This window comes from Pseudomonas sp. WS 5021, from assembly GCF_012985535.1.
Classification (GTDB): Bacteria; Pseudomonadota; Gammaproteobacteria; order Pseudomonadales; family Pseudomonadaceae; genus Aquipseudomonas.
In genome coordinates this window covers 1,131,907-1,151,667 of the sequence record NZ_JAAQWP010000001.1, presented here as the reverse complement: position 1 = coordinate 1,151,667, position 19,761 = coordinate 1,131,907, and the positions used below count along the sequence as shown (strand labels likewise).

General features: G+C 61.3%; 18 protein-coding genes. 11 read left to right on the top strand and 7 right to left on the bottom strand.

Annotated elements, in window-relative coordinates:
- The first annotated feature begins 1 nt into the window (after position 1).
- The gene (locus HBO19_RS05370; protein ID WP_170057013.1) at positions 2 to 2,179 is read left to right on the top strand and encodes a mechanosensitive ion channel family protein; all 2,178 of its coding nucleotides are present in this window, start codon (positions 2 to 4) and stop codon (positions 2,177 to 2,179) included.
- Here HBO19_RS05370 and HBO19_RS05365 read toward each other — a convergent pair.
- Positions 2,155 to 2,868 carry a UTRA domain-containing protein gene (locus tag HBO19_RS05365; protein ID WP_169952843.1) on the bottom strand — a complete coding sequence of 238 codons (714 nt, stop codon included), beginning with the start codon at positions 2,866 to 2,868 and terminating at the stop codon, positions 2,155 to 2,157. The genes HBO19_RS05370 and HBO19_RS05365 overlap by 25 nt on opposite strands.
- Before the next feature lie 349 nt (positions 2,869 to 3,217).
- Here HBO19_RS05365 and HBO19_RS05360 point away from each other — a divergent pair, with 349 nt between their 5' ends.
- The 6 genes from HBO19_RS05360 to HBO19_RS05335 all read left to right on the top strand — a co-directional run bounded on the left by HBO19_RS05360 (position 3,218) and on the right by HBO19_RS05335 (position 8,543).
- Complete coding sequence (locus HBO19_RS05360) at positions 3,218 to 4,285, top strand: ABC transporter substrate-binding protein (protein ID WP_170057012.1); 1,068 nt, start codon at positions 3,218 to 3,220, stop codon at positions 4,283 to 4,285.
- A gap of 151 nt (positions 4,286 to 4,436) precedes the next feature.
- Positions 4,437 to 5,243, top strand: coding sequence for an alkaline phosphatase family protein (locus HBO19_RS05355; protein WP_169952847.1), 807 nt, complete (start codon positions 4,437 to 4,439; stop codon positions 5,241 to 5,243).
- Positions 5,240 to 6,085, top strand: a complete 846-nt coding sequence (locus tag HBO19_RS05350; RefSeq protein ID WP_170057011.1) for an ABC transporter permease subunit — start codon at positions 5,240 to 5,242, stop codon at positions 6,083 to 6,085. Before HBO19_RS05355 ends, HBO19_RS05350 begins: the two co-directional genes overlap by 4 nt.
- Positions 6,072 to 6,872, top strand: a complete 801-nt coding sequence (locus tag HBO19_RS05345) for an ABC transporter permease (protein ID WP_029292823.1) — start codon at positions 6,072 to 6,074, stop codon at positions 6,870 to 6,872. The genes HBO19_RS05350 and HBO19_RS05345 overlap by 14 nt, the downstream gene beginning before the upstream one ends.
- Entirely contained in the window at positions 6,869 to 7,858 is a 990-nt protein-coding gene (locus HBO19_RS05340) for an ABC transporter ATP-binding protein (protein WP_169952851.1), read from the top strand. Before HBO19_RS05345 ends, HBO19_RS05340 begins: the two co-directional genes overlap by 4 nt.
- Positions 7,859 to 7,889: 31 nt before the next feature.
- On the top strand, positions 7,890 to 8,543 hold the full coding sequence (locus HBO19_RS05335; protein ID WP_169952853.1) for an HAD family hydrolase: 654 nt from the start codon (positions 7,890 to 7,892) through the stop codon (positions 8,541 to 8,543).
- Between the two features lie 162 nt (positions 8,544 to 8,705).
- On the opposite strand, the gene HBO19_RS05330 is transcribed toward HBO19_RS05335, so the two are convergent.
- Positions 8,706 to 9,668 carry a zinc-binding dehydrogenase gene (locus tag HBO19_RS05330; protein WP_170057010.1) on the bottom strand — a complete coding sequence of 321 codons (963 nt, stop codon included), beginning with the start codon at positions 9,666 to 9,668 and terminating at the stop codon, positions 8,706 to 8,708.
- Positions 9,669 to 9,806: 138 nt separating this feature from the next.
- Here HBO19_RS05330 and HBO19_RS05325 point away from each other — a divergent pair, with 138 nt between their 5' ends.
- The gene (locus tag HBO19_RS05325; RefSeq protein WP_170042679.1) at positions 9,807 to 11,888 is read left to right on the top strand and encodes a carboxy terminal-processing peptidase; all 2,082 of its coding nucleotides are present in this window, start codon (positions 9,807 to 9,809) and stop codon (positions 11,886 to 11,888) included.
- 118 nt (positions 11,889 to 12,006) lie between these two features.
- Positions 12,007 to 13,764, top strand: a complete 1,758-nt coding sequence (locus HBO19_RS05320) for a bifunctional diguanylate cyclase/phosphodiesterase (RefSeq protein ID WP_275942216.1) — start codon at positions 12,007 to 12,009, stop codon at positions 13,762 to 13,764.
- A gap of 17 nt (positions 13,765 to 13,781) precedes the next feature.
- Here the strand turns inward: HBO19_RS05320 and HBO19_RS05315 are convergent, their stop codons facing one another.
- From HBO19_RS05315 to HBO19_RS05295, 5 genes are all read right to left on the bottom strand, one after another.
- Entirely contained in the window at positions 13,782 to 14,168 is a 387-nt protein-coding gene (locus tag HBO19_RS05315) for an SEL1-like repeat protein (protein ID WP_169957197.1), read from the bottom strand.
- Positions 14,169 to 14,540: a hypothetical protein gene (locus HBO19_RS05310; RefSeq protein ID WP_057440671.1), complete on the bottom strand. Its 372-nt coding sequence runs from the start codon at positions 14,538 to 14,540 to the stop codon at positions 14,169 to 14,171.
- On the bottom strand, positions 14,537 to 14,875 hold the full coding sequence (locus HBO19_RS05305) for a helix-turn-helix transcriptional regulator (RefSeq protein ID WP_169957198.1): 339 nt from the start codon (positions 14,873 to 14,875) through the stop codon (positions 14,537 to 14,539). The genes HBO19_RS05310 and HBO19_RS05305 overlap by 4 nt, the downstream gene beginning before the upstream one ends.
- Positions 14,876 to 14,972: 97 nt before the next feature.
- Complete coding sequence (locus tag HBO19_RS05300; RefSeq protein ID WP_170057008.1) at positions 14,973 to 15,428, bottom strand: YkvA family protein; 456 nt, start codon at positions 15,426 to 15,428, stop codon at positions 14,973 to 14,975.
- Between the two features lie 327 nt (positions 15,429 to 15,755).
- Positions 15,756 to 16,484, bottom strand: coding sequence for an FKBP-type peptidyl-prolyl cis-trans isomerase (locus HBO19_RS05295; RefSeq protein ID WP_029292800.1), 729 nt, complete (start codon positions 16,482 to 16,484; stop codon positions 15,756 to 15,758).
- Between the two features lie 258 nt (positions 16,485 to 16,742).
- Between HBO19_RS05295 and HBO19_RS05290 the strand changes: the two genes are divergently transcribed.
- Both HBO19_RS05290 and HBO19_RS05285 read left to right on the top strand, forming a co-directional pair.
- Positions 16,743 to 18,551 (top strand): di-heme-cytochrome C peroxidase, encoded by a 1,809-nt coding sequence (locus HBO19_RS05290; RefSeq protein WP_170057007.1) that lies wholly within the window; start codon positions 16,743 to 16,745, stop codon positions 18,549 to 18,551.
- Positions 18,552 to 18,580: 29 nt separating this feature from the next.
- The gene (locus tag HBO19_RS05285; protein WP_169957203.1) at positions 18,581 to 19,714 is read left to right on the top strand and encodes a catalase family protein; all 1,134 of its coding nucleotides are present in this window, start codon (positions 18,581 to 18,583) and stop codon (positions 19,712 to 19,714) included.
- Positions 19,715 to 19,761 lie beyond the last annotated feature (47 nt).

Here is a 19,761-nt window from a genome sequence, read left to right as displayed (position 1 = left end):
CGTGCTTGCCCGTCTGTTTGCCCTGCCACACTGCCTGCTCCTTTGCCTGCTGATCCTGTTGCCCATCGCCCCTGCCCAGGCGGTCGGCCTGCCAGGCATCCTGGGCAGTACCAGCAAAGCCCAGCCACAAGCCGACGTACCGCTGGGGCAGTCCCTGGACGAGGTGATCAAGAACCTGGAAAACGACCAGCAGCGCGCCAAGCTGCTGGCCGACCTGAAAAAACTGCGCGAAGCCACGAAAAAAGCCCAGCCGGCGGCCGAGCAAGGGGTGCTGGGCTTGATCGGTGGCACCCTGGCCAGCCTCGAACAACAACTGTCCGGCGCCGACAGCCCGCTCAACCGCTGGTCTATCGAGTTCGACCAGGCCAAGGCCGAGCTGGGCGCACTGATGCTGCCCGCCAGCGAATGGCTGCCGATCATCTTTGGCTTTGCCGTAGTGCTGATGCTCTGGAGCCTGTTGGCCGCCGCGCTGATCTGGCTCAGCCACCGGGTGCGCCTGCGCTTTGGCCTCAGTGAAGAATTGCCGCAACACCCCAAGACCTGGGACATGCTGCGTTTTGCCCTGCGCAAACTTGGGCCCTGGCTGATCGCCCTGGTGATCACCGTCTACCTCAGTTACGCCCTGCCCTCGTCCCTGGGCAAGTCCCTGGCGATGGTGCTGGCGTACGCGCTGGTGGTCGGCACGTGCTTTTCGGCGATCTGCGTCATTGCCTTTTCCGTGCTCGACGGCCCCCACCGCCATCGGGCGCTATATATCCTGCGCCACCAGGCATTTCGGCCGCTGTGGCTGATCGGCAGCTTCGCCGCCTTCGGCGAGGCCTTGAGCGATCCGCGCCTGACCGAAGCCCTGGGCACCCACCTGGCGCACAGCGCCGCGACCATCGCCAATGTGCTGGCTGCGCTGTCTACCGGCGTGTTTATCCTGCGCTTTCGCCGGCCCATCGCACATCTGATCCGCAACCAGCCGCTGTCCCGGCGCCTGACCCGCCGCGCGTTGAGCGACACCATCGAGATCATCGGCACCTTCTGGTACCTGCCTGCGCTGCTGCTCGTGGGTATCTCGCTGTTTGCCACCTTCGTGTCGGCCGGCGATACCAGTACCGCCTTGCGCCAGTCACTGCTGTGCACGGTGTTGCTGGTGCTGTGCATGGTGATCAACGGCCTGGTACGCCGCCATGCCCTCAAGCCCCAACGCGGGCACAAGCGCCATGCGCTGTATTCCGAACGCCTGAAAAGCTTCGTCTATACCCTCGCCCACCTGGTGGTGTGGCTGGTGTTCATCGAACTGGGCCTGCGGGTCTGGGGCTGGTCGCTGATCCGCTTTACCGAAGGCGACGGGCATGAAATCAGCGTCAAGCTGTTCGGCCTCGCGGGCACCCTGCTGTTCGCCTGGCTGATCTGGATCCTTAGCGATACCGCGATCCACCACGCCCTCACCCGCTCGCGCAAAGGCCTGGCCAATGCGCGGGCGCAAACCATGATGCCGTTGATCCGCAACGTGCTGTTCGTGACGATCTTTATCATCGCCGCCATCGTCGCCCTGGCGAACATGGGCATGAACGTCACGCCGCTGCTGGCCGGTGCCGGTGTGATCGGCCTGGCTATCGGTTTTGGCGCGCAGTCGCTGGTGGCGGACTTGATCACCGGCCTGTTCATCATCATCGAAGACTCCCTGGCCATCGATGACTACGTGGACGTCGGCGGCCACCTCGGTACCGTCGAAGGCCTGACCATCCGCACCGTGCGCCTGCGCGATATCGACGGCATCGTGCACACCATCCCGTTCAGCGAGATCAAGAGCATCAAGAACTACTCGCGGGAATTCGGCTATGCGATTTTCCGCGTCGCGGTGCCCGCCAGCATGGACATCGACACCGCGATCAAGCTGATGCGCGACGTCGGTCAAAAGATGCGCGCCGACCCGCTGCAACGCCGCAATATCTGGTCGCCCCTGGAGTTCCAGGGTGTGGAGAGCTTCGAATCTGGCAACGCCATCCTGCGCGCGCGCTTCAAGACTGCGCCGATCAAACAGTGGGAAGTGTCACGGGCGTTCAACCTGTCGCTCAAGCGCCACCTGGATGAGGCCGGAATGGACCTGGCGATGCCGCGCTTGAGTGTGCAGGTGGTGACGGCGGCGAGTGGGCCGCAGGACGCTCAGGTCACATCGACCCCGACGTGAATCGCATCATGGCGCCAGAACTCCAGGTCGCAATCGATCAGGCGCTGATGCTGATCGTAATTGACCCGGGCGATCCGCAGCCCGGGGCTGCCTGCCGAGACCTTCAGGGCCGCTGCCGCTTCCACCTGCAATGAGGTCGGCACAATTTCGAAGCGTACGCGCCCGTAATGCAGGTCGTATTTACGGGCGTACAACTCGGTCATCGACTCGTTCAGGTCACACGCCAGGATCCCTGGAAAATACTGGGGGTTGAGGTAGTGCTCGACATACAACACCAACCGCCCATCAATACGCCGCCGGCGGCAGATCTGGATCACACTGGACAGCGCCGGCAGTTGTAGCCATGCGCAAACAGCGGCCGAAGCCGGTTGCAGGCGCGCGGAAATCACCTCGGTAGAAGGCACCCGCCCCTGGGCGCTGACCATGGCGTGGAAGTGGCTGCGCTGCATCAGGTTGTAGGCCAGCCGGGGCGGCGAGACGAACCAGCCACGGCGTTCCTCGCGGTAGATCTGGCCCTGGGCCTCCAGTTGCAGCAAGGCTTCGCGCACGGTAATGCGGGTGGTACCAAACAACTCACTGAGTTTGCGCTCGGCCGGCAGTTTGCTCGCCGGGCTGAGTAAACCGTGGCTGATCTGCTCTTGCAGCGCCAGGCCGATGGCTGTCACCGCTTTGGTTGCCTCATCACGCATCAACGTTACCTATCTGGACTAGGCCAGCACTGTTTGGGTGCGCCAAATGCCCCTGGAATGGGCGGCGGCTATAGCGTGCAAGCCTAGGCATCACACATGACCGACAGATGACAGCGCCTTGCGCCGCTGCCTCACACACCCTGCAATACGCCGGCCAAGTCCAGGTATTACGGGGGCCACGCGTTAGTCTACGCTTACCCGGCAGGCGCCTGCCCAGGTGCCTTGAAAACGACATCGACATGAAACTGTCATCCAGCGCGCCTAAATTGGCTCGTGTATTGCTGACCTAGACCAAACCAACCGCGCCATCAAAAAATCGCAGCGTTGAAAACGCCCAAAGGAGCTTCGGATGAAACAGCTTTTCCTGGCATCACTGTTAGGCTCGACCATTGCCATGTGCACCGCCGCCATGGCCGCTGACACCGATTTGAAAACCCTGGAAGCTGCCGCCAAGGCAGAAGGCGCTGTGAACAGCGTCGGCATGCCCGATGACTGGGCCAACTGGAGAGGCACCTGGGAAGACCTGGCGGCCAAGTACGGCCTCAAGCACATCGACACCGACATGAGCTCGGCCCAGGAAATCGCCAAGTTCGCCGCAGAAAAAGACAACGCCAGCGCCGATATCGGTGACGTGGGCGCCGCCTTTGGGCCGATTGCGGTCAAGCAGGGTGTGACCCAACCCTACAAGCCCAGCACCTGGGAGCAGATCCCGGATTGGGCCAAGGACAAGGATGGCAACTGGGCACTGGCCTACACCGGCACCATCGCGTTTATCGTCAACAAAAAGCTGCTGCACGGCTCCGAAGTCCCGACCAAGTGGTCTGACCTGAAAACCGGCAAGTACAAGGTCTCGATTGGTGACGTGAGCACCGCCGCCCAGGCCGCCAATGGCGTGCTGGCGGCAGCCCTGGCCAATGGTGGCGACGAGAAGAACATCCAGCCGGCGTTGCTGATGTTTGCCGAGATCGCCAAGCAGGGGCGTATCTCCCTGGCCAACCCGACCATTGCCACCATGGAAAAAGGCGAAGTGGAAGTGGGCGTGGTCTGGGACTTCAACGGCCTGAGCTACAAGGCCAAGATGGCCAACCCGGATGACTACGTGGTGCTGATCCCATCGGATGGCTCGGTGATTTCCGGCTACACCACCATCATCAACAAATACGCCAAGCACCCCAACGCCGCCAAGCTGACCCGCGAGTACATCTTCAGCGATGCCGGGCAGATCAACCTGGCCAAGGGCAATGCACGGCCGATTCGTGCCGAGCACCTGACCCTGCCCGCCGAAGTACAGGCCAAGCTGCTGCCTAACGAACAGTACAAAGGCGTGACCCCGATCAAAGACGCCGATGCCTGGGAGAAGACCTCCAAGGGCTTGCCGCAGAAGTGGCAGGAAGAAGTCATCATCAACATGCAATAAGCCCTGGAATACGACCAGGGTGGGAGCTGGCTTGCCTGCGATAGCGGTATGACATTCAGCACTTGCATCGGCTGATACACCGTTATCGCAGGCAAGCCAGCTCCCACAGTTGATCTGGTTCCAGCAGAACCACCGAGGAGCCCCTGTCCCTATGAAGCACAACGTCATCCTTGTGGTGCTCGACGGCCTCAACTACGAGGTTGCCCGGCATGCCATGGGGCACCTGCAGGCCTACGTCGGCGCCGAGCGTGCAGCGCTGTACAAGCTGGAATGCGAATTGCCCGCCCTCTCGCGCCCGCTGTACGAATGCATCCTCACTGGAGTGCCGCCGATCGACAGCGGTATCGTCCACAACCACGTCTCGCGCCTGTCCAACCAGCGCAGCATTTTCCATTACGCCACCGACGCGGGCTTGACCACTGCGGCGGCGGCCTACCATTGGGTCAGCGAGCTGTACAACCGCTCGCCGTTCATCGCCGCCCGCGACCGGCATACCGACGACCCGGCACTGGCGATCCAGCACGGGCACTTCTACTGGAGCGATCATTACCCCGACGCCCACCTGTTTGCCGATGCCGAAAGCCTGCGCCTCAAGCACGCGCCGAACTTTTTGCTGGTACACCCGATGAATATCGACGACGCCGGCCACAAGTACGGCCTCGACACCGCGCAATACCGTAACAGCGCCCGCTCGGCGGACATTATCCTCGCCGACTATCTGCAAGGCTGGCTCGACACCGGCTACCAGGTGCTGGTCACCGCCGACCACGGCATGAACAACGACCGCTCCCACAACGGCCTGCTGCCGGAGGAGCGCGAAGTACCGCTGTTCGTTTTCGGGGATGCCTTCAGCCTCGAGCCCGAGGCCCAGCCCAGGCAAACCGATATCTGCGGCACCGTCTGCGCCCTGCTTGGCGTTGCCCACGACAAACCTGTCTGCCAGGAGCTGTTGAAGTGAGTTCAGTGATCCGTGGTAAATGGCTGGCCGCCTTGTGCCTGGTGCCTTTCGCCCTGTTTTTTATCGTGTTCCAGATCGCGCCGCTGTTCTGGGTGATGGTCAACAGCCTGCAATCGGAAGAGTTCGGCTGGGGCCTGGCCAACTTCAGCAAGATCTTCAGTTCGAAGTTCTACCTGCAGGCAATCCAGTACAGCCTGGAGCTGAGTTTCTATTCCAGCGTCTTCGGCATCATCATCGCCGTGCTGGGCAGCTACTCGTTGCGCAAGGTGGATTCGCCGCTGCGCAACTTCGTCACCGCCTTCGCCAACATGACCAGCAACTTCTCCGGTGTGCCCCTGGCCTTTGCCTTCATCATCCTGCTGGGGTTCAACGGCAGCATCACCATCATGCTCAAGCAGGCCGGGATCATTCAGGACTTCAACCTGTACTCCAAGACCGGCCTGATCATCCTGTACACCTATTTCCAGATCCCCCTGGGCGTGTTGCTGCTGTACCCGGCCTTCGATGCCCTGCGTGAAGACTGGCGCGAGTCCGCAGCACTGCTGGGGGCCAATGGCTGGCAGTACTGGCGGCACATCGGCCTGCCGGTGCTGACGCCGGCGCTGCTGGGCACCTTCGTGATCCTGGTGGCCAATGCCCTGGGCGCCTATGCCACGGTGTATGCGTTGACTACCGGCAACTTCAACGTACTGCCGATCCGCATCGCGGCGCTGGTTTCCGGTGATATTTCCCTGGACCCGAACATGGCCAGCGCCCTGGCCGTGATCCTGGTGGCGCTGATGACCGTGGTCACCGTGGTCCATCAACTGCTGCTCAAGAGGAGCTACCATGTCTCGCGCTGAAGCCAGCCCCGTCGCCCTCTATCATCGCGTGGTGGTGTACCTGCTGTTCGCGATCCTCGTGCTGCCGCTGATTGGCACCCTGGTGTACTCCCTCGCCAGCAGTTGGTCGGCCACCATCCTGCCCGCCGGCTTTACCTTCAAGTGGTATGTGCAGTTGTGGAGCGACCCGCGCTTTTTGCATGCCTTTGGCCAATCGCTGCTGGTATGCGTCGGCGCGCTGATCCTGTCGGTGGTGCTGATCCTGCCGCTGCTGTTCGTGGTGCATTACCACTTCCCCAGGCTCGATGCGCTGATGAACATCCTGATCCTGCTGCCCTTCGCGGTGCCGCCAGTGGTGTCATCGGTAGGCCTGTTGCAATTGTATGGCTCGGGGCCGCTGGCGATGGTCGGCACGCCGTGGATCCTGATCGGCTGCTACTTCACCGTGGCGCTGCCGTTCATGTACCGCGCGATCACCAACAACCTGCAGGCGATCAACCTGCGTGACCTGATGGACGCCGCCCAGTTGCTTGGCGCCAGCACCTGGCAGGCGGCAATCCTGGTGGTGCTGCCCAACCTGCGCAAGGGCCTGATGGTCGCGTTGCTGCTGTCGTTCTCGTTCCTGTTCGGCGAGTTTGTGTTCGCCAATATCCTCGTCGGTACGCGCTACGAGACCTTGCAGGTGTACCTCAACAACATGCGCAACAGCAGCGGGCATTTCACCAGCGCCGTGGTCATTTCCTATTTCCTTTTCGTGCTGCTGCTCACCTGGGCCGCCAACCTCTTGAACAAGGACAAAAGCCAATGAGCTTCGTCAGCGTCCAGCACCTGCAAAAAAGCTACGCCGCCACCCCGGTGTTCAGTGATATCAATTGCCAGATCGCCAAGGGCGAATTCGTCACCCTTCTGGGCCCGTCCGGTTGCGGCAAGTCCACCCTGCTGCGCTGCATCGCCGGCCTGACGCCGGTGGACAGCGGGCAGATCCTGCTGGACGGCCAGGATATCGTGCCGCTGAGCCCGCAGAAGCGTCACATCGGCATGGTGTTCCAGAGCTACGCGCTGTTCCCCAACATGACTGTGGAACAGAACGTCGCCTTCGGCCTGCGCATGCAGAAGGTCAACGCCGATGACAGCCACAAGCGCGTCCAGGAGGTGCTGCAACTGGTCGAACTCAAGGACCTGGCCGGGCGCTATCCGCACCAGATGTCTGGCGGCCAGTGCCAGCGCGTAGCCCTCGCCCGCTCCCTGGTCACCCGGCCGCGCCTGCTGCTGCTCGATGAGCCGCTGTCGGCACTGGATGCGCGGATTCGCAAACACCTGCGCGAACAGATCCGCCAGATCCAGCGAGAATTGGGCCTGACCACGATTTTTGTGACCCATGACCAGGAGGAAGCCCTGGTCATGTCCGACCGCATCTTCCTGATGAACCAGGGCAAGATCGTGCAGAGCGGCGACGCCGAAACCCTCTACACCGCCCCCGTGGACGCCTTCGCTGCCGGTTTTATCGGCAACTACAACCTGCTGGACGCCGAGCAGGCCAGCACGCTGTTGCAACGTCCGGTCAGCAGCCGTATCGCGATCCGTCCTGAGTCCATCGAACTGAACCACAGCGGCGAGCTTGATGCGCTGGTACGCAGCCACAGCCTGTTGGGCAATGTGATTCGCTATCGCGTCGAAGCCCGGGGCATCGAATTGGTGGTGGACGTACTCAACCGCTCGGCCCAGGATCTGCACCCAGACGGGCAACGCCTGGCACTTTCCATCGATCCCAGTGCGCTGTGTGAGGTAGCCTGAGGATGCAGTGTTTATTAAGGAAGCATGACTGATGGCTTTGGTAATTTTTGATCTGGACGACACCCTGATCCACGGCGATTGCGCCACCTTGTGGAGCGAGCAGATGGGCCGCCTGGGCTGGGTGGACCGCGAATCGTTCATGGGCAAGAACCACGAACTGATGTCCGCCTACAGCCGCGGCGAGTTGGCCATGGAAGAGTTCATGGACTTCAGCCTGGAACCGATGATCGGGCGCACTCCGGAAGAAGTCGCGCACCTGGTGGAGCCGTGGGTGGAAGATGTTATCGAGCCGCTGATCTACAGCGACGCGACCAAGACCATCGCCCGCCACCGCCAGAACGGTGACCGGATCCTGGTGATCTCGGCCTCGGGCACGCACCTGGTCACGCCGATTGCGGCGCGCATTGGCATCGATGAAGTACTGGGGATTGAACTGGACGTGGCCCACGGGGTGTACAGCGGCAAGACCGTGGGTGTACTGACGTACCGCGAAGGCAAGATCACCCGCTTGATGCAATGGCTTGAGCAGGAAGGTGAAAGCCTGGAAGGGGCGTACTTCTACTCGGATTCGCGTAATGACCTGCCGCTGCTGAGCAAGGTCGATTTCCCGCAGGTGGTAAACCCCGATCCGGTGTTGCGCGCCCATGCCGAACAGGCCGGCTGGCCGATCCACCAGTGGACCTGAAGGCCCACTTTTGGCGTTGAAACCCAATCCAATGGGGGAGCTAATGTAGGAGCTGGCTTGCCTGCGATAGCGAAGTATCAGGTTAAGGTCTGTTACTGACACACCGCTATCGCAAGCAAGCCCCGCTCCCACCTTGGGCTGCATTTCAACCCTGGATTGGCCTCAGGCCAGGCTTTCGTCGATCACCAGCACCAGCTTCCCGGAAATCTGGTTGGTCGAAAGCTGCGCAAACGCCGCTTCCGCGTCCGTGATCGGGAAGGTCTTGGCCAACTGCGGGCTCAGTCGCCCTTCGCCAAACAACGGCCACACCTGCTGGCCCAGGTCGCTCAACAGGTCTGCCTTGAACTGGTCATCGCGGCTGCGCAAGGTCGAGCCCAGCACTTGCACACGCTTGGCCAGCACCTGCGCCAGGTCCAACTGGGCTTCACGCCCGCCCATCAAGCCGATCAATACCCAACGACCGTCGCGGGCCAGCAGCTTGAGGTTAATGGCTGCATAGTTGCCGCCCACCGGGTCGAGAATCACGTCGAACGGGCCAAAATCCCCCAGGCTCTCGATGCCGTCGGTACGTACCACACCGCCCTGGGCGCCGAGGTCTTCGCAGTAGGCCAGGCGGTCCGCCGAGCCGACGCTGACCCAGCACGGGCTGCCAAAGGCTTTACACAGCTGGATCGCTGCCGAACCGACGCCACTGGCGCCCGCATGCAACAGCACCTTTTCCCCGGGCTTGAGCGCCGCCAGTTGGAACAGGTTGAGCCAGGCAGTGCTGTACACCTCGGGCAACGCAGCGGCTTCGGCCAGGGACAAACCTTCTGGTACCGGCAGCACGTGGCGCGCGTCCACCACCACTTCCTGCGCCATGCCACCGCCCGCCAACAGCGCACAGACCCGATCCCCCACTTGCCAGGACGAGCCAGCGCCGACTTCGCTGATCACCCCGGAACACTCCAGGCCCAGCACTTCGCTGGCCCCGGGCGGTGGAGGATAGAGCCCTGCACGCTGTAATAAATCCGCTCGATTGAGGCCGGCTGCTGCCACCCGAATGCGAACTTGCCCTACATCGCACGTAGGACTTGGGGTCTCAACCCACTCCACATGACCTTCAACGCCTTGCAATGCTTTCACAGTGCCTCCATAGTGAGTCTGGACTGAGCCCGTTGCTGTAGCGCCGGGCTTTTTGCATTATGCGACCGGCCCAAATGGAACCGGCGACTTCAAAGACGGCCTAATATGCGTTATCAATTGCCCCCGCGTCGAATCAGCATGAAGCATTTGTTCCCCAGCACCGCCCTCGCTCTTTTCATTGGTCTCGGCCTGTTGCCGCTGTCGACCAATACGTTCGCAGCCAACAGCTGGGACAAACTTCAGCCTGATCGCGATGAGGTGATTGCCAGCCTTAACGTCGTCGAGTTGCTCAAGCGCCACCATTACAGCAAGCCGCCGCTGGACGATGCGCGCTCGGTGATCATCTATGACAGCTATCTCAAGCTGCTGGATCCCTCGCGCAGCTACTTCCTGGCCAGCGATATCGCTGAGTTCGACAAGTGGAAGACCCAGTTCGACGACTTCCTCAAGAGTGGCGACCTGCAACCTGGCTTCACCATCTACAAGCGTTACCTGGACCGCGTCAAAGCGCGTCTGGACTTCGCCCTCGGTGAGTTGAACAAAGGCGTCGACAAGCTCGACTTCACCCAGAAGGAAACCCTGCTGGTGGATCGCAAGGAGGCCCCGTGGCTGACCAGCACCGCCGCCCTGGATGACCTGTGGCGCAAACGTGTCAAGGATGAAGTCCTGCGCCTGAAGATCGCCGGCAAAGAGCCCAAGGCGATCCAGGAATTGCTGACCAAGCGCTACAAGAACCAATTGAGCCGCCTGGAACAGACCCGCGCCGAAGATATCTTCCAGGCCTACATCAACACCTTCGCGATGTCCTACGATCCGCACACCAATTATCTGTCGCCAGATAACGCGGAAAATTTTGATATCAACATGAGTCTGTCCCTCGAAGGGATCGGTGCCGTGCTGCAGAGCGACAACGACCAGGTCAAGATCGTACGCCTGGTGCCAGCGGGGCCTGCGGACAAGACCAAGCAGGTCGCTCCGGCCGACAAGATCATTGGCGTGGCCCAGGCCGACAAAGAGATGGTCGACGTGGTCGGCTGGCGCCTGGACGAAGTGGTCAAGCTGATCCGTGGGCCCAAGGGCAGCGTGGTGCGCCTGGAAGTGATTCCGCACACCAACGCGCCGAACGACCAGACCAGCAAGATCGTGTCGATCACCCGCGAAGCGGTGAAGCTCGAAGACCAGGCCGTACAGAAGAAAGTCCTCAACCTCAAGCAGGATGGCAAGGACTACAAGCTGGGCGTCATTGAGATCCCGGCGTTCTACCTGGACTTCAAGGCCTTCCGTGCTGGCGATCCGGACTACAAGAGCACCACCCGCGACGTGAAGAAAATCCTCACCGAGCTGACCAAAGAGAAAGTCGACGGCGTGGTCATCGACCTGCGCAACAACGGTGGCGGCTCGTTGCAGGAGGCCACCGAGCTGACCAGCCTGTTTATCGACAAGGGCCCGACCGTGTTGGTCCGCAACGCTGACGGTCGTGTGGATGTGCTGGAAGACGAAAACCCGGGCGCCTTCTACAAAGGCCCGATGGCATTGCTGGTCAACCGTCTCTCGGCTTCGGCCTCGGAGATTTTTGCCGGTGCGATGCAGGACTACCACCGCGCGTTGATCATCGGTGGCCAGACCTTCGGCAAAGGCACGGTGCAGACGATCCAGCCACTCAACCATGGCGAGCTGAAGCTGACCCTGGCCAAGTTCTACCGGGTTTCCGGGCAGAGCACCCAGCACCAAGGCGTACTCCCGGACATCGATTTCCCGTCGCTCATCGACACCAAGGAAATCGGCGAAAGCGCCCTGCCAGAAGCCATGCCGTGGGACACCATCCGCCCGGCCATCAAGCCTGCATCGGACCCGTTCAAGCCCTACCTGGCCCAGCTCAAGACCGAACATGACCTGCGCTCCGCCAAGGACGCCGAGTTCGTGTTTATCCGCGACAAGCTGGCCCTGGCCAAGAAGCTGATGGCCGAGAAGACCGTCAGCCTCAATGAAGTGGACCGCCGCGCGCAGCACACCGATATCGAGAACCAGCAACTTGCCCTGGAAAACATCCGCCGCAAGGCCAAGGGTGAAGACCCGCTCAAGGAGCTGAAGAAAGAAGACGAAGATGCACTGCCGACCGAACCTGAAAAGACCAAGCCGGAAGATGATGCCTACCTGAGCGAAACCGGGCGGATTCTGCTGGACTACCTGAAAATCAGTAAGACGGTGGCCAAGCAGTAAATGATGGCAATTTAATGTTGCCGCTCCACTGAGCGTCATCAAACAGACATCATTCTGTCGTGAAATGAAGGACCGGGCGCCCCAGGCACCCGGCCCTTTTTTTTCGACCGAGATCATCATGACCATGACCGAACAGCTGAATGCCTTGGCCTCCATCCTGGCCCAGGGCAGTTTGCACAGCCTGTTCCAACCCATCGTCAGCCTCTGCGAACGTCGCATCCTCGGCTATGAAGCCCTGAGCCGCGGCCCCTCCAACAGCCCGCTGCACTCGCCACTTGCCTTGTTTGGCGTGGCGCGCCAGGCCGGGCGCCTGAATGAGCTGGAGATGGCCTGCCGGCAAAGTGCCTGTAGGCGCTTCAGCGAGCAGAAGCTGCCGGGCAAGCTGTTTCTCAACGTCTCGCCCGAGTCCCTGCTGGAAACCACCCACCAACCGGGGCGCACCCTGCATATGCTGCGCGAGTATGGAATCGCGCCCAGCCAGATCGTGATCGAGCTCACGGAGCAAGCGCCGACCGACGACTTCCAGCTGTTGCAAACCGCCCTGCACCATTACCGTGACATGGGTTTTTCGATTGCCCTGGATGACTTGGGCGCCGGTTATTCCAGCTTGCGCCTGTGGTCAGAATTGCGCCCGGACTACGTGAAGATCGACCGGCATTTTATCGATGGCATTCACCAGGATGCGCTCAAGCGCGAGTTTGTCGGTTCGATCCTGCAGATCGCCAGGGCTTCGCGCGCGCAGGTGATTGCCGAAGGCATCGAGCTGCCGGAAGAGTTGGCAGTGCTCACGGAAATGGGCGTGGACCTGATCCAGGGCTACCTGCTGTGCCGTCCCCAGGAGCACCCACCGACCGAAGCCCGGTTGATGCTGGCCAAGCCCGACAGCACCAGCGTTTCGCTCAACGAGGACGCCAGTGACCTCAGCGCCCTGCTCAACGAACAACCGGCCGTGGCCCAGGACACCGCCACGGCCAAAGTGCTGGAAGCGTTTCGCAGCCAGGCCAATCTCAACTCCCTGGCGGTCCTGGATGGGCGCGGCCAGCCGATTGGTATCGTGCATCGGCACTCGTTGTCCGACGTCCTGCTCAAGCCGTTTGCCACCGATCTGTTTGCGCGCAAGCCTATCAGCCGCCTGATGAGCGATGACTTCCTGGCCGTGGAACTGAGCCAGTCGTTGCAACAGGTCAGCCGCCTGCTGACCAGCCGCGCGCGGCAGCGTATCGAAGAAGATTTCATCATCACCCAGAATGGCAACTACCTGGGATTGGGCCGGGTGATCGACGTGCTCAAGCTGATTACCGAACTGAAAATCCAACAGGCGCGCTACGCCAACCCGCTGACCCTGCTGCCGGGCAATGTGCCGATCCAGCAGTGCCTGACACGGCTGTTGCAGCAGCAGCGCGAATCGGTGATTTGCTATGTGGATATCGACAGCTTCAAGCCATTCAACGATATCTACGGCTATGGCCGTGGCGATGAAGTATTGCTGTGCCTGGCGCACTGCTTGAACGACCGGGTAGACCCCAGCCGTGATTTTGTCGGGCATATTGGCGGCGATGATTTTTTACTGGTGCTGGGCGCCCAGGACTGGCGCAAGCGTCTCAACCAATTGGTGGATGATTTCCAGACCCAGTGCCGGCGCTTCTACCGCAGTGAACACTTGGATGCGGGCTGTTTTATCGCCCTGAATCGTCAGGGGGTGCGCCAGGAGTTTGCCTTGCTGTCGCTGTCCATCGGCGTGGTGCATCTGCATCCATTGAGCTGTGGGCACCTGGATGCCAGCCAGTTGGCGGAACTGGCCTCCCAGGCCAAGCATCACGCCAAGGACGTGGCCGGCTACAGCATCCACCTCATCGATAGCCGCGAAATCCTGTAAGGCCGACAAGCCGGTCCTTACAACTGCTCCAGGCGTATCTGCGCCAGCGGATGCCCGGCCTTGGCGGCGATAGTCCACCAGCGTGCCGCTTCTACAGGGTCCGGAGCCTTGCCCAGGCTGCCTGCCAGGCTCAGCACGCCCACTTGATAGGCCGCCTTGCCATCCCCCGCCTGACCCGCCAGGCGCAGCAAGCGCACGCCCTCCTCCCGCGCGCCAATGCCCAGGCCGCGAAAGGTCAGGATATGCCCATAGAAACTTTGGGCCTCGACATTGCCCAGGTTGGCCATGCGTGCAAACTGACCCTCCAGCCAGTGCCAGCCGCGGGGCTGACGCACAAACCATGACCAATGAAACAATCTGCGTGCCAGCCAATAACTGGCATACGCTTTGAGCTTCCAGAACACTCAGGCCTCCGCTGACTCAGGATATTCGTACTCGAACACACGGACCACTTCCGAGGCATGCCACGATGCTGCAGCAACGCCATCGGACGGTCCGCAAAAGCGCCCGAGGCGTTCGACACATTCAAAAAAACCGGTGCGCGGCAAGCGGCTCGCGCCCTGGCTGATTACCAGGGAGCTGCGCAGTGGCTGATCCGCCTTGGCATCCAGGGCCGCCAGGTGTTCCAACGCGGCGGTCAGGGTTTGCATCGCCGGCGTCGGGAACTGCAGACGCTCGAGCAACGCACGGTAGGTCAATAGATGTCGCTGGCGACGGGCCTGGTCGAGCTCATTGAGCAAGCCATCCCAATGTTGACGGCTGATGCGCACACTCACATTTCATCCCTCCAACCGGCAATCCCCAATTCCCAGGCCAGGCTGCGACGGATCGCGGCATCCGGCTGGCGCTCGCCACTTTCAATCAACCCCAGGTAGGACGGGCTGATGCCGACGGTGCGGGCCAATGTCTCGATCGCCAGGCCCTTGGCTTCGCGCAGGCTGCGCAATTGCGCCAGGGGGCGTAGATCCTGCTCGGTAGCGACGGGAGGGATCTGTGCAGCAGGAGTGACTGGTTGCTGCAGGCCGGCGGCTGTTAACAGCGCCTGGTACTGAGCCCATGGCAGAACCGCGTACTCGGGTTCGCCATCCCGTGAAATGATTTGTATATCCATGACTGCCCCGTAGGATCACAACACTTACGAAGTAAGTACTTTCCTTAGGAGTGTAATCCTAACAGCCACAAAGAGCGCAGGGGGATAATCCGCGTGTTCAGTTTTTTTTCGGGTTTTCCTGCTCCAGTAGTTGCGGCGTGGCGGGCAGGCGTTCAACCACCACCAACTTCTCCGGGCGCTGGCGGTCACGCCAGGCGCGGAAGGCACCCAACTCACCGTCCAGGCTCTTCATGACCCAGGCCAGTACCGCGATGTCATCGAGCATGCCGAACATCGGCAGGAAGTCCGGGATCGCGTCAATCGGGCTGAGGAAGTACATCAGCCCCGCCACCACCGAGATCAGCGCCTTGGGGCTGATAGCCCGGTACTCGCCGCGCCAATAGGCCAGGCACAGCGCCTGGAGCAGCTTGAGGTCGTCCTTGAGCTTGCCCAGGCGATTGCCCTGGCTGGAGCCTTTGGCAGCGACCGCGAACAACAGCGTCGGCAGGCGTCCACGCCCGATCAGCCGTGCGGCCAACGGCAGGAAGCGGGTGAAATTCCAGGGTGCTTTCATCGTCACTCCAGTTCCAGGCGAGATAAAAGGTTATCCACACAACTTGTGGATAACCTTGTGAACAGAGCCCATTTTTGCGGCTGAAAGCCACGTAATACAAGGCCTACAGTCAGATCGGGCGTTTTTTGCGCACATAAAAAAATCCCAAGATTTCATTGACTTGGGGGGCATCTGCGGCTACCCGTGCCGAGGTATAGCATCAGACTGCTCTAAGTCGCAGGTGTTCGTTCTGATTTTCCCACACCCCTCCGCGACCTCGGTCAACAGCTCCCACACCAGAAACAACAACGCCCCGTATAAACGGGGCGTTGTGTGTTCAGCAGCGGCTTACTTGGCAGCCGGTGCCTCAGGAGCGTCGGCCTTGGCCGGGTCCTTGATTGCCAGCAGCTCCAGGTCGAAGACCAGTACGGAGTTGGCTGGAATCGCCGGGCTCGGGCTCTGGGCGCCGTAGGCAAGGTCGGACGGGATGTATAACTCGACCTTCTCGCCCACGTGCATCAGTTGCAGGCCTTCGACCCAACCTGGGATCACGCCGCTGACCGGCAGGTCAATCGGGCTGCCGCGATCCACGGAGCTGTCAAAGGTGGTGCCGTTGGTCAACTTGCCGGTGTAGTGTACAGTCACTACGTCGGTAGGCTTGGGCTGGGCGCCTTCGGCTTTCTTCACGATCTTGTACTGCAGGCCGGAAGCGGTGGTGACTACGCCGTCTTTCTTGGCGTTGTCTTCAAGGTATTTCTTGCCGGCGGCTGCCGACTCTTCACTCATCTTGGTCATGCGCTCTTCAGCACGCTTTTGCAGTGCGGAAAACGCTTCGACCAGTTCTTCGTCCTTCAGCTTCTGTTCTTTCTTGCCGACGGCATCTTCGATGCCTTGGGCAACTGCCTTGGAGTCCAGGTCATCCATACCTTCCTGAGCCAGGCTTTTGCCCATGTTCAGGCCGATACCGTAGGAAGCTTTCTGCGCCGGGGTTTTCAGCTCTACGCTGGTTTGCGAATCACAACCCGCAAGTACCAGGCTAACCAGGGCCACCGCCGCCGCCAACCGATGCTGTTTCATGCTATTTCCTTGTTCATGCGCCAAAAGGGCATTCGAATAAAGTCGCGAGCTTATCAGGCGGCCACGACCAATGGCTACCGGCATGTGAGCAGGAAACTTCTGATAAGTTCACGTGTTTAAAAGCATTTTCATCTGCCCCAAAGCCCGGCGAAGGACAGCCGGCGTAGCGAAAACCGCCTGCGTAGACGGATCATGGCTACTTGCCGCCTACCGCGCTCAGTGGCATAAGGGCACAACAACTCGACAAGGATAGTTATCTTGCGCATTTTTTCCCGTGTTTTACTCCTGATCCTGTCATTTATGGGACTGCTGCTGGCGGTGGTCCTTTATTACGTGATCAACCCCAGGCTCCCGGATTACGTGGCGGTGCAGCAGGTGCACTACCAGGACCAATGGAGCGCCGCCGACCGCCAGGCCTACTACTTCACGCCCCAGGGCACCCAGGTAAAAGGCCTGCGCTATAACTGGTTCACTGCGCTGGAGCTGCCGTTTTCCGAGCAGCGTTTTGCCGAGCCGGCCAACCTGGCACGCTTCGGTTTCCTGGTGGACCCGCGACAACAGGCCACACCCCAGAACCCCGGCAACCTGCCCGTAGGCTTCGCCCGGCACAAAAATGCCGGCAGCAGCGACGAGTTTCTCGATATCACCTGCGCCGCCTGCCATACCGGCGAGTTGCATTTCAATGGCCAGGCCCTGCGCATCGATGGCGGCTCTGCGCAACATGTGCTGCCCTCCAGCGTGCCAACCTTGCGCGGCGGCAGCTTTGGCCAGGCCCTGGTGGCCAGCCTCGCCTCTACCTATTACAACCCGTTGAAGTTCAGGCGCTTTGCCCACAGCGTGCTGGGGGATCAATACGACGCCCAGTACGATCAGTTGCGCCAGGACTTCAAAAAGTCCCTGGACAACTTCCTCAAGGTGGCCTGGAACGATACCCACCGCGGCCTCTACCCCACCGAAGAAGGCCCGGGGCGCACCGATGCGTTCGGCCGCATCGCCAATGCCAGCTTTGGCGACGCCATTTCCCCGGACAACTACCGTATCGCCAACGCGCCGGTGGACTACCCGCAGCTGTGGGACATGTGGACCTTCGACTGGGTGCAATGGAACGGCTCGGCCCAGCAACCCATGGCGCGCAACATCGGCGAGGCGTTGGGCGTGGGCGCGACCCTGGCGTTCTTCGACAGCGCCGGCCAGCCCCTCAAGGGCGATGCGCGCTACCCGTCCAGCGTGCGCGTGCGTGACCTGAACCTGATCGAAGAAACCCTGCAACGGCTCAAGCCACCGGTTTGGCCTGAAGCGCTGTTCGGCGCCATCGACAAACCCCTGGCCGCCCAAGGACGTGCGCTGTTCGCGGAAAACTGCGCGGCCTGCCATGTGCCCAGCGTGAGCGAAGTCAACGGGCGCCCGGTGCAGCAGTTGAAGATGCTGCCAGTGGACTACATCGGCACCGACCCGGGCACCGCCAGCAACATTGCCGACCAGCGCTACGACCTCAGCGCCCTGCAATGGGACCCGGCCGAACTGGCGCAGTTGAATGTCGAACTGCACCCCACGCCGACCGAACCGCTGGATCTGCGCAGCCTGTCCGTGGCCAAGGGCCTGGCCTATGTCACAGCGTTTGTCGAAGAGCACGCCTACCGCGCCGCCGGCATCACAGCGGCCGAACGCCCGCGCCTGGACGGCTACGGCCTGCCCATCGGCGTGCGCGAACTGCGCGCCTACAAGGCCCGCCCACTGGCGGGTGTGTGGGCCACGCCGCCGTTCCTGCACAACGGTTCGGTGCCGACGATCTACCAGTTGCTTTCGCCCCAGTACGAGCGCAGCCGCACCTTCTATAAAGGCACCTTCGACTACAACCCGCGTCACCTGGGTTATCGCACCGAGGCGTTTAAAAATGCATTCCTGTTCGACACCAACATCACTGGCAACCACAACAGTGGCCACGAGTTTCGCGCCGGCAAGCGTGGCAATGGGGTGATCGGCCGCGGCCTTGAGCCTGAGGAGCGTTGGGCGCTGCTGGAATACCTGAAAGTACTGGGCGGCCCCCTGGAGCAACAACTGCCATGACTTCCCCATTTCGATACAAGGACCGTTCCATGCTCGCTCGACTGTGGCTGCGCCTCGGCGCGTTTCTCGGCAAGACGCTGTTATGGCTGGTAGGCCTGGGCCTGCTCGGCTGGTTGTTGTCGACCCTGTGGTTCGCCTGGCACCACAGCGGCCCGGTGTCGGCCGAGGAACAGATTCCGCCCGGCGAAGCGGCCATGACCCAAGGCATCATTCAGACGGCGGTGCGCATTGTCGACCAGCATCGCGAAGGCACCCGTTACCTGCGCGATGCCCATGCCAAGGCCCACGGCTGCGTAAAAGCCGAAGTCAGCGTGTTGCCAAACCTTGACCCGGCGCTGCGCCAGGGCGTGTTCGCCGAGCCGGGCAAGACCTGGCAGGCGATGATGCGCCTGTCCAACGGCAACGCTTATCCACAGTTCGACAGCATCCGCGACGCCCGCGGCATGGCGATCAAGCTGCTGGACGTGCCGGGCAAGCAACTGCTGGCCGACCAGCAGGCACGCGGCGAGCAGGACTTCGTGATGTTCAGCCACCCCAACTTCTTTGTCAGCGATGTGGCGGAATATGCGCAGAACGTCGGGGCCCAGGCCGACGGCAAGAAAGTCATGGCATTTTTCCCCAGCCTCGACCCGCGCAGTTGGCAGGTGCGCCATCTGTTTATTGCCCTGGCGACATTGGCGCCGGCACCGGCCAGCCCGACCGAGACCACGTACTTTTCGGTATCGCCCTACAAGTTCGGCAGCGCCAACGCCAAGTTTCGCGTCGCCCCAGACCCGCAAAGCTGCCCGCAATACCATCTGCCCAAGCAGAACCAGGACTTGCCGAACTTCCTGCGCAGCGCCTTGAGCCAGCAGTTGTCCACCGACCGCATCGACGCTTGTTTTGTGTTGCAGATCCAGCGCCAGAACCCGCAGAAATACATGCCCATCGAAGACACCAGCATCGAATGGAAGGAAAGCGACGCGCCCTACGAGAGCGTGGCGAAAATTCGCATTCCGGCGCAGGACTTCGATACACAGGCCTTGAACCTGGCCTGTGACAACCAGTCGTTCAACCCATGGTTTGGCGTGGAGGAACACCGGCCGATTGGGGGGATCAATCGGCTGCGCAAGGCGGTGTATGAGGCGGTGAGTGATTATCGGCATAGCCGCAACGCCCCCTGAATAATGCCTGTGGGAGCGGGCTTGCTCGCGCTGACGTCAGCAAGAAC

Bases quoted from the DNA above. Each gene is read 5' to 3' on its own strand.
- HBO19_RS05365 (WP_169952843.1), bottom strand. From the start codon at position 2,868: ATGCGTGATGAGGCAACCAAAGCGGTGACAGCCATCGGCCTGGCGCTG.
- HBO19_RS05360 (WP_170057012.1), top strand. From the start codon at position 3,218: ATGAAACAGCTTTTCCTGGCATCACTGTTAGGCTCGACCATTGCCATG.
- HBO19_RS05355 (WP_169952847.1), top strand. From the start codon at position 4,437: ATGAAGCACAACGTCATCCTTGTGGTGCTCGACGGCCTCAACTACGAG.
- HBO19_RS05345 (WP_029292823.1), top strand. From the start codon at position 6,072: ATGTCTCGCGCTGAAGCCAGCCCCGTCGCCCTCTATCATCGCGTGGTG.
- HBO19_RS05340 (WP_169952851.1), top strand. From the start codon at position 6,869: ATGAGCTTCGTCAGCGTCCAGCACCTGCAAAAAAGCTACGCCGCCACC.
- HBO19_RS05335 (WP_169952853.1), top strand. From the start codon at position 7,890: ATGGCTTTGGTAATTTTTGATCTGGACGACACCCTGATCCACGGCGAT.
- HBO19_RS05325 (WP_170042679.1), top strand. From the start codon at position 9,807: ATGAAGCATTTGTTCCCCAGCACCGCCCTCGCTCTTTTCATTGGTCTC.
- HBO19_RS05320 (WP_275942216.1), top strand. From the start codon at position 12,007: ATGACCATGACCGAACAGCTGAATGCCTTGGCCTCCATCCTGGCCCAG.
- HBO19_RS05305 (WP_169957198.1), bottom strand. From the start codon at position 14,875: ATGGATATACAAATCATTTCACGGGATGGCGAACCCGAGTACGCGGTT.
- HBO19_RS05300 (WP_170057008.1), bottom strand. From the start codon at position 15,428: ATGAAAGCACCCTGGAATTTCACCCGCTTCCTGCCGTTGGCCGCACGG.
- HBO19_RS05295 (WP_029292800.1), bottom strand. From the start codon at position 16,484: ATGAAACAGCATCGGTTGGCGGCGGCGGTGGCCCTGGTTAGCCTGGTA.
- HBO19_RS05285 (WP_169957203.1), top strand. From the start codon at position 18,581: ATGCTCGCTCGACTGTGGCTGCGCCTCGGCGCGTTTCTCGGCAAGACG.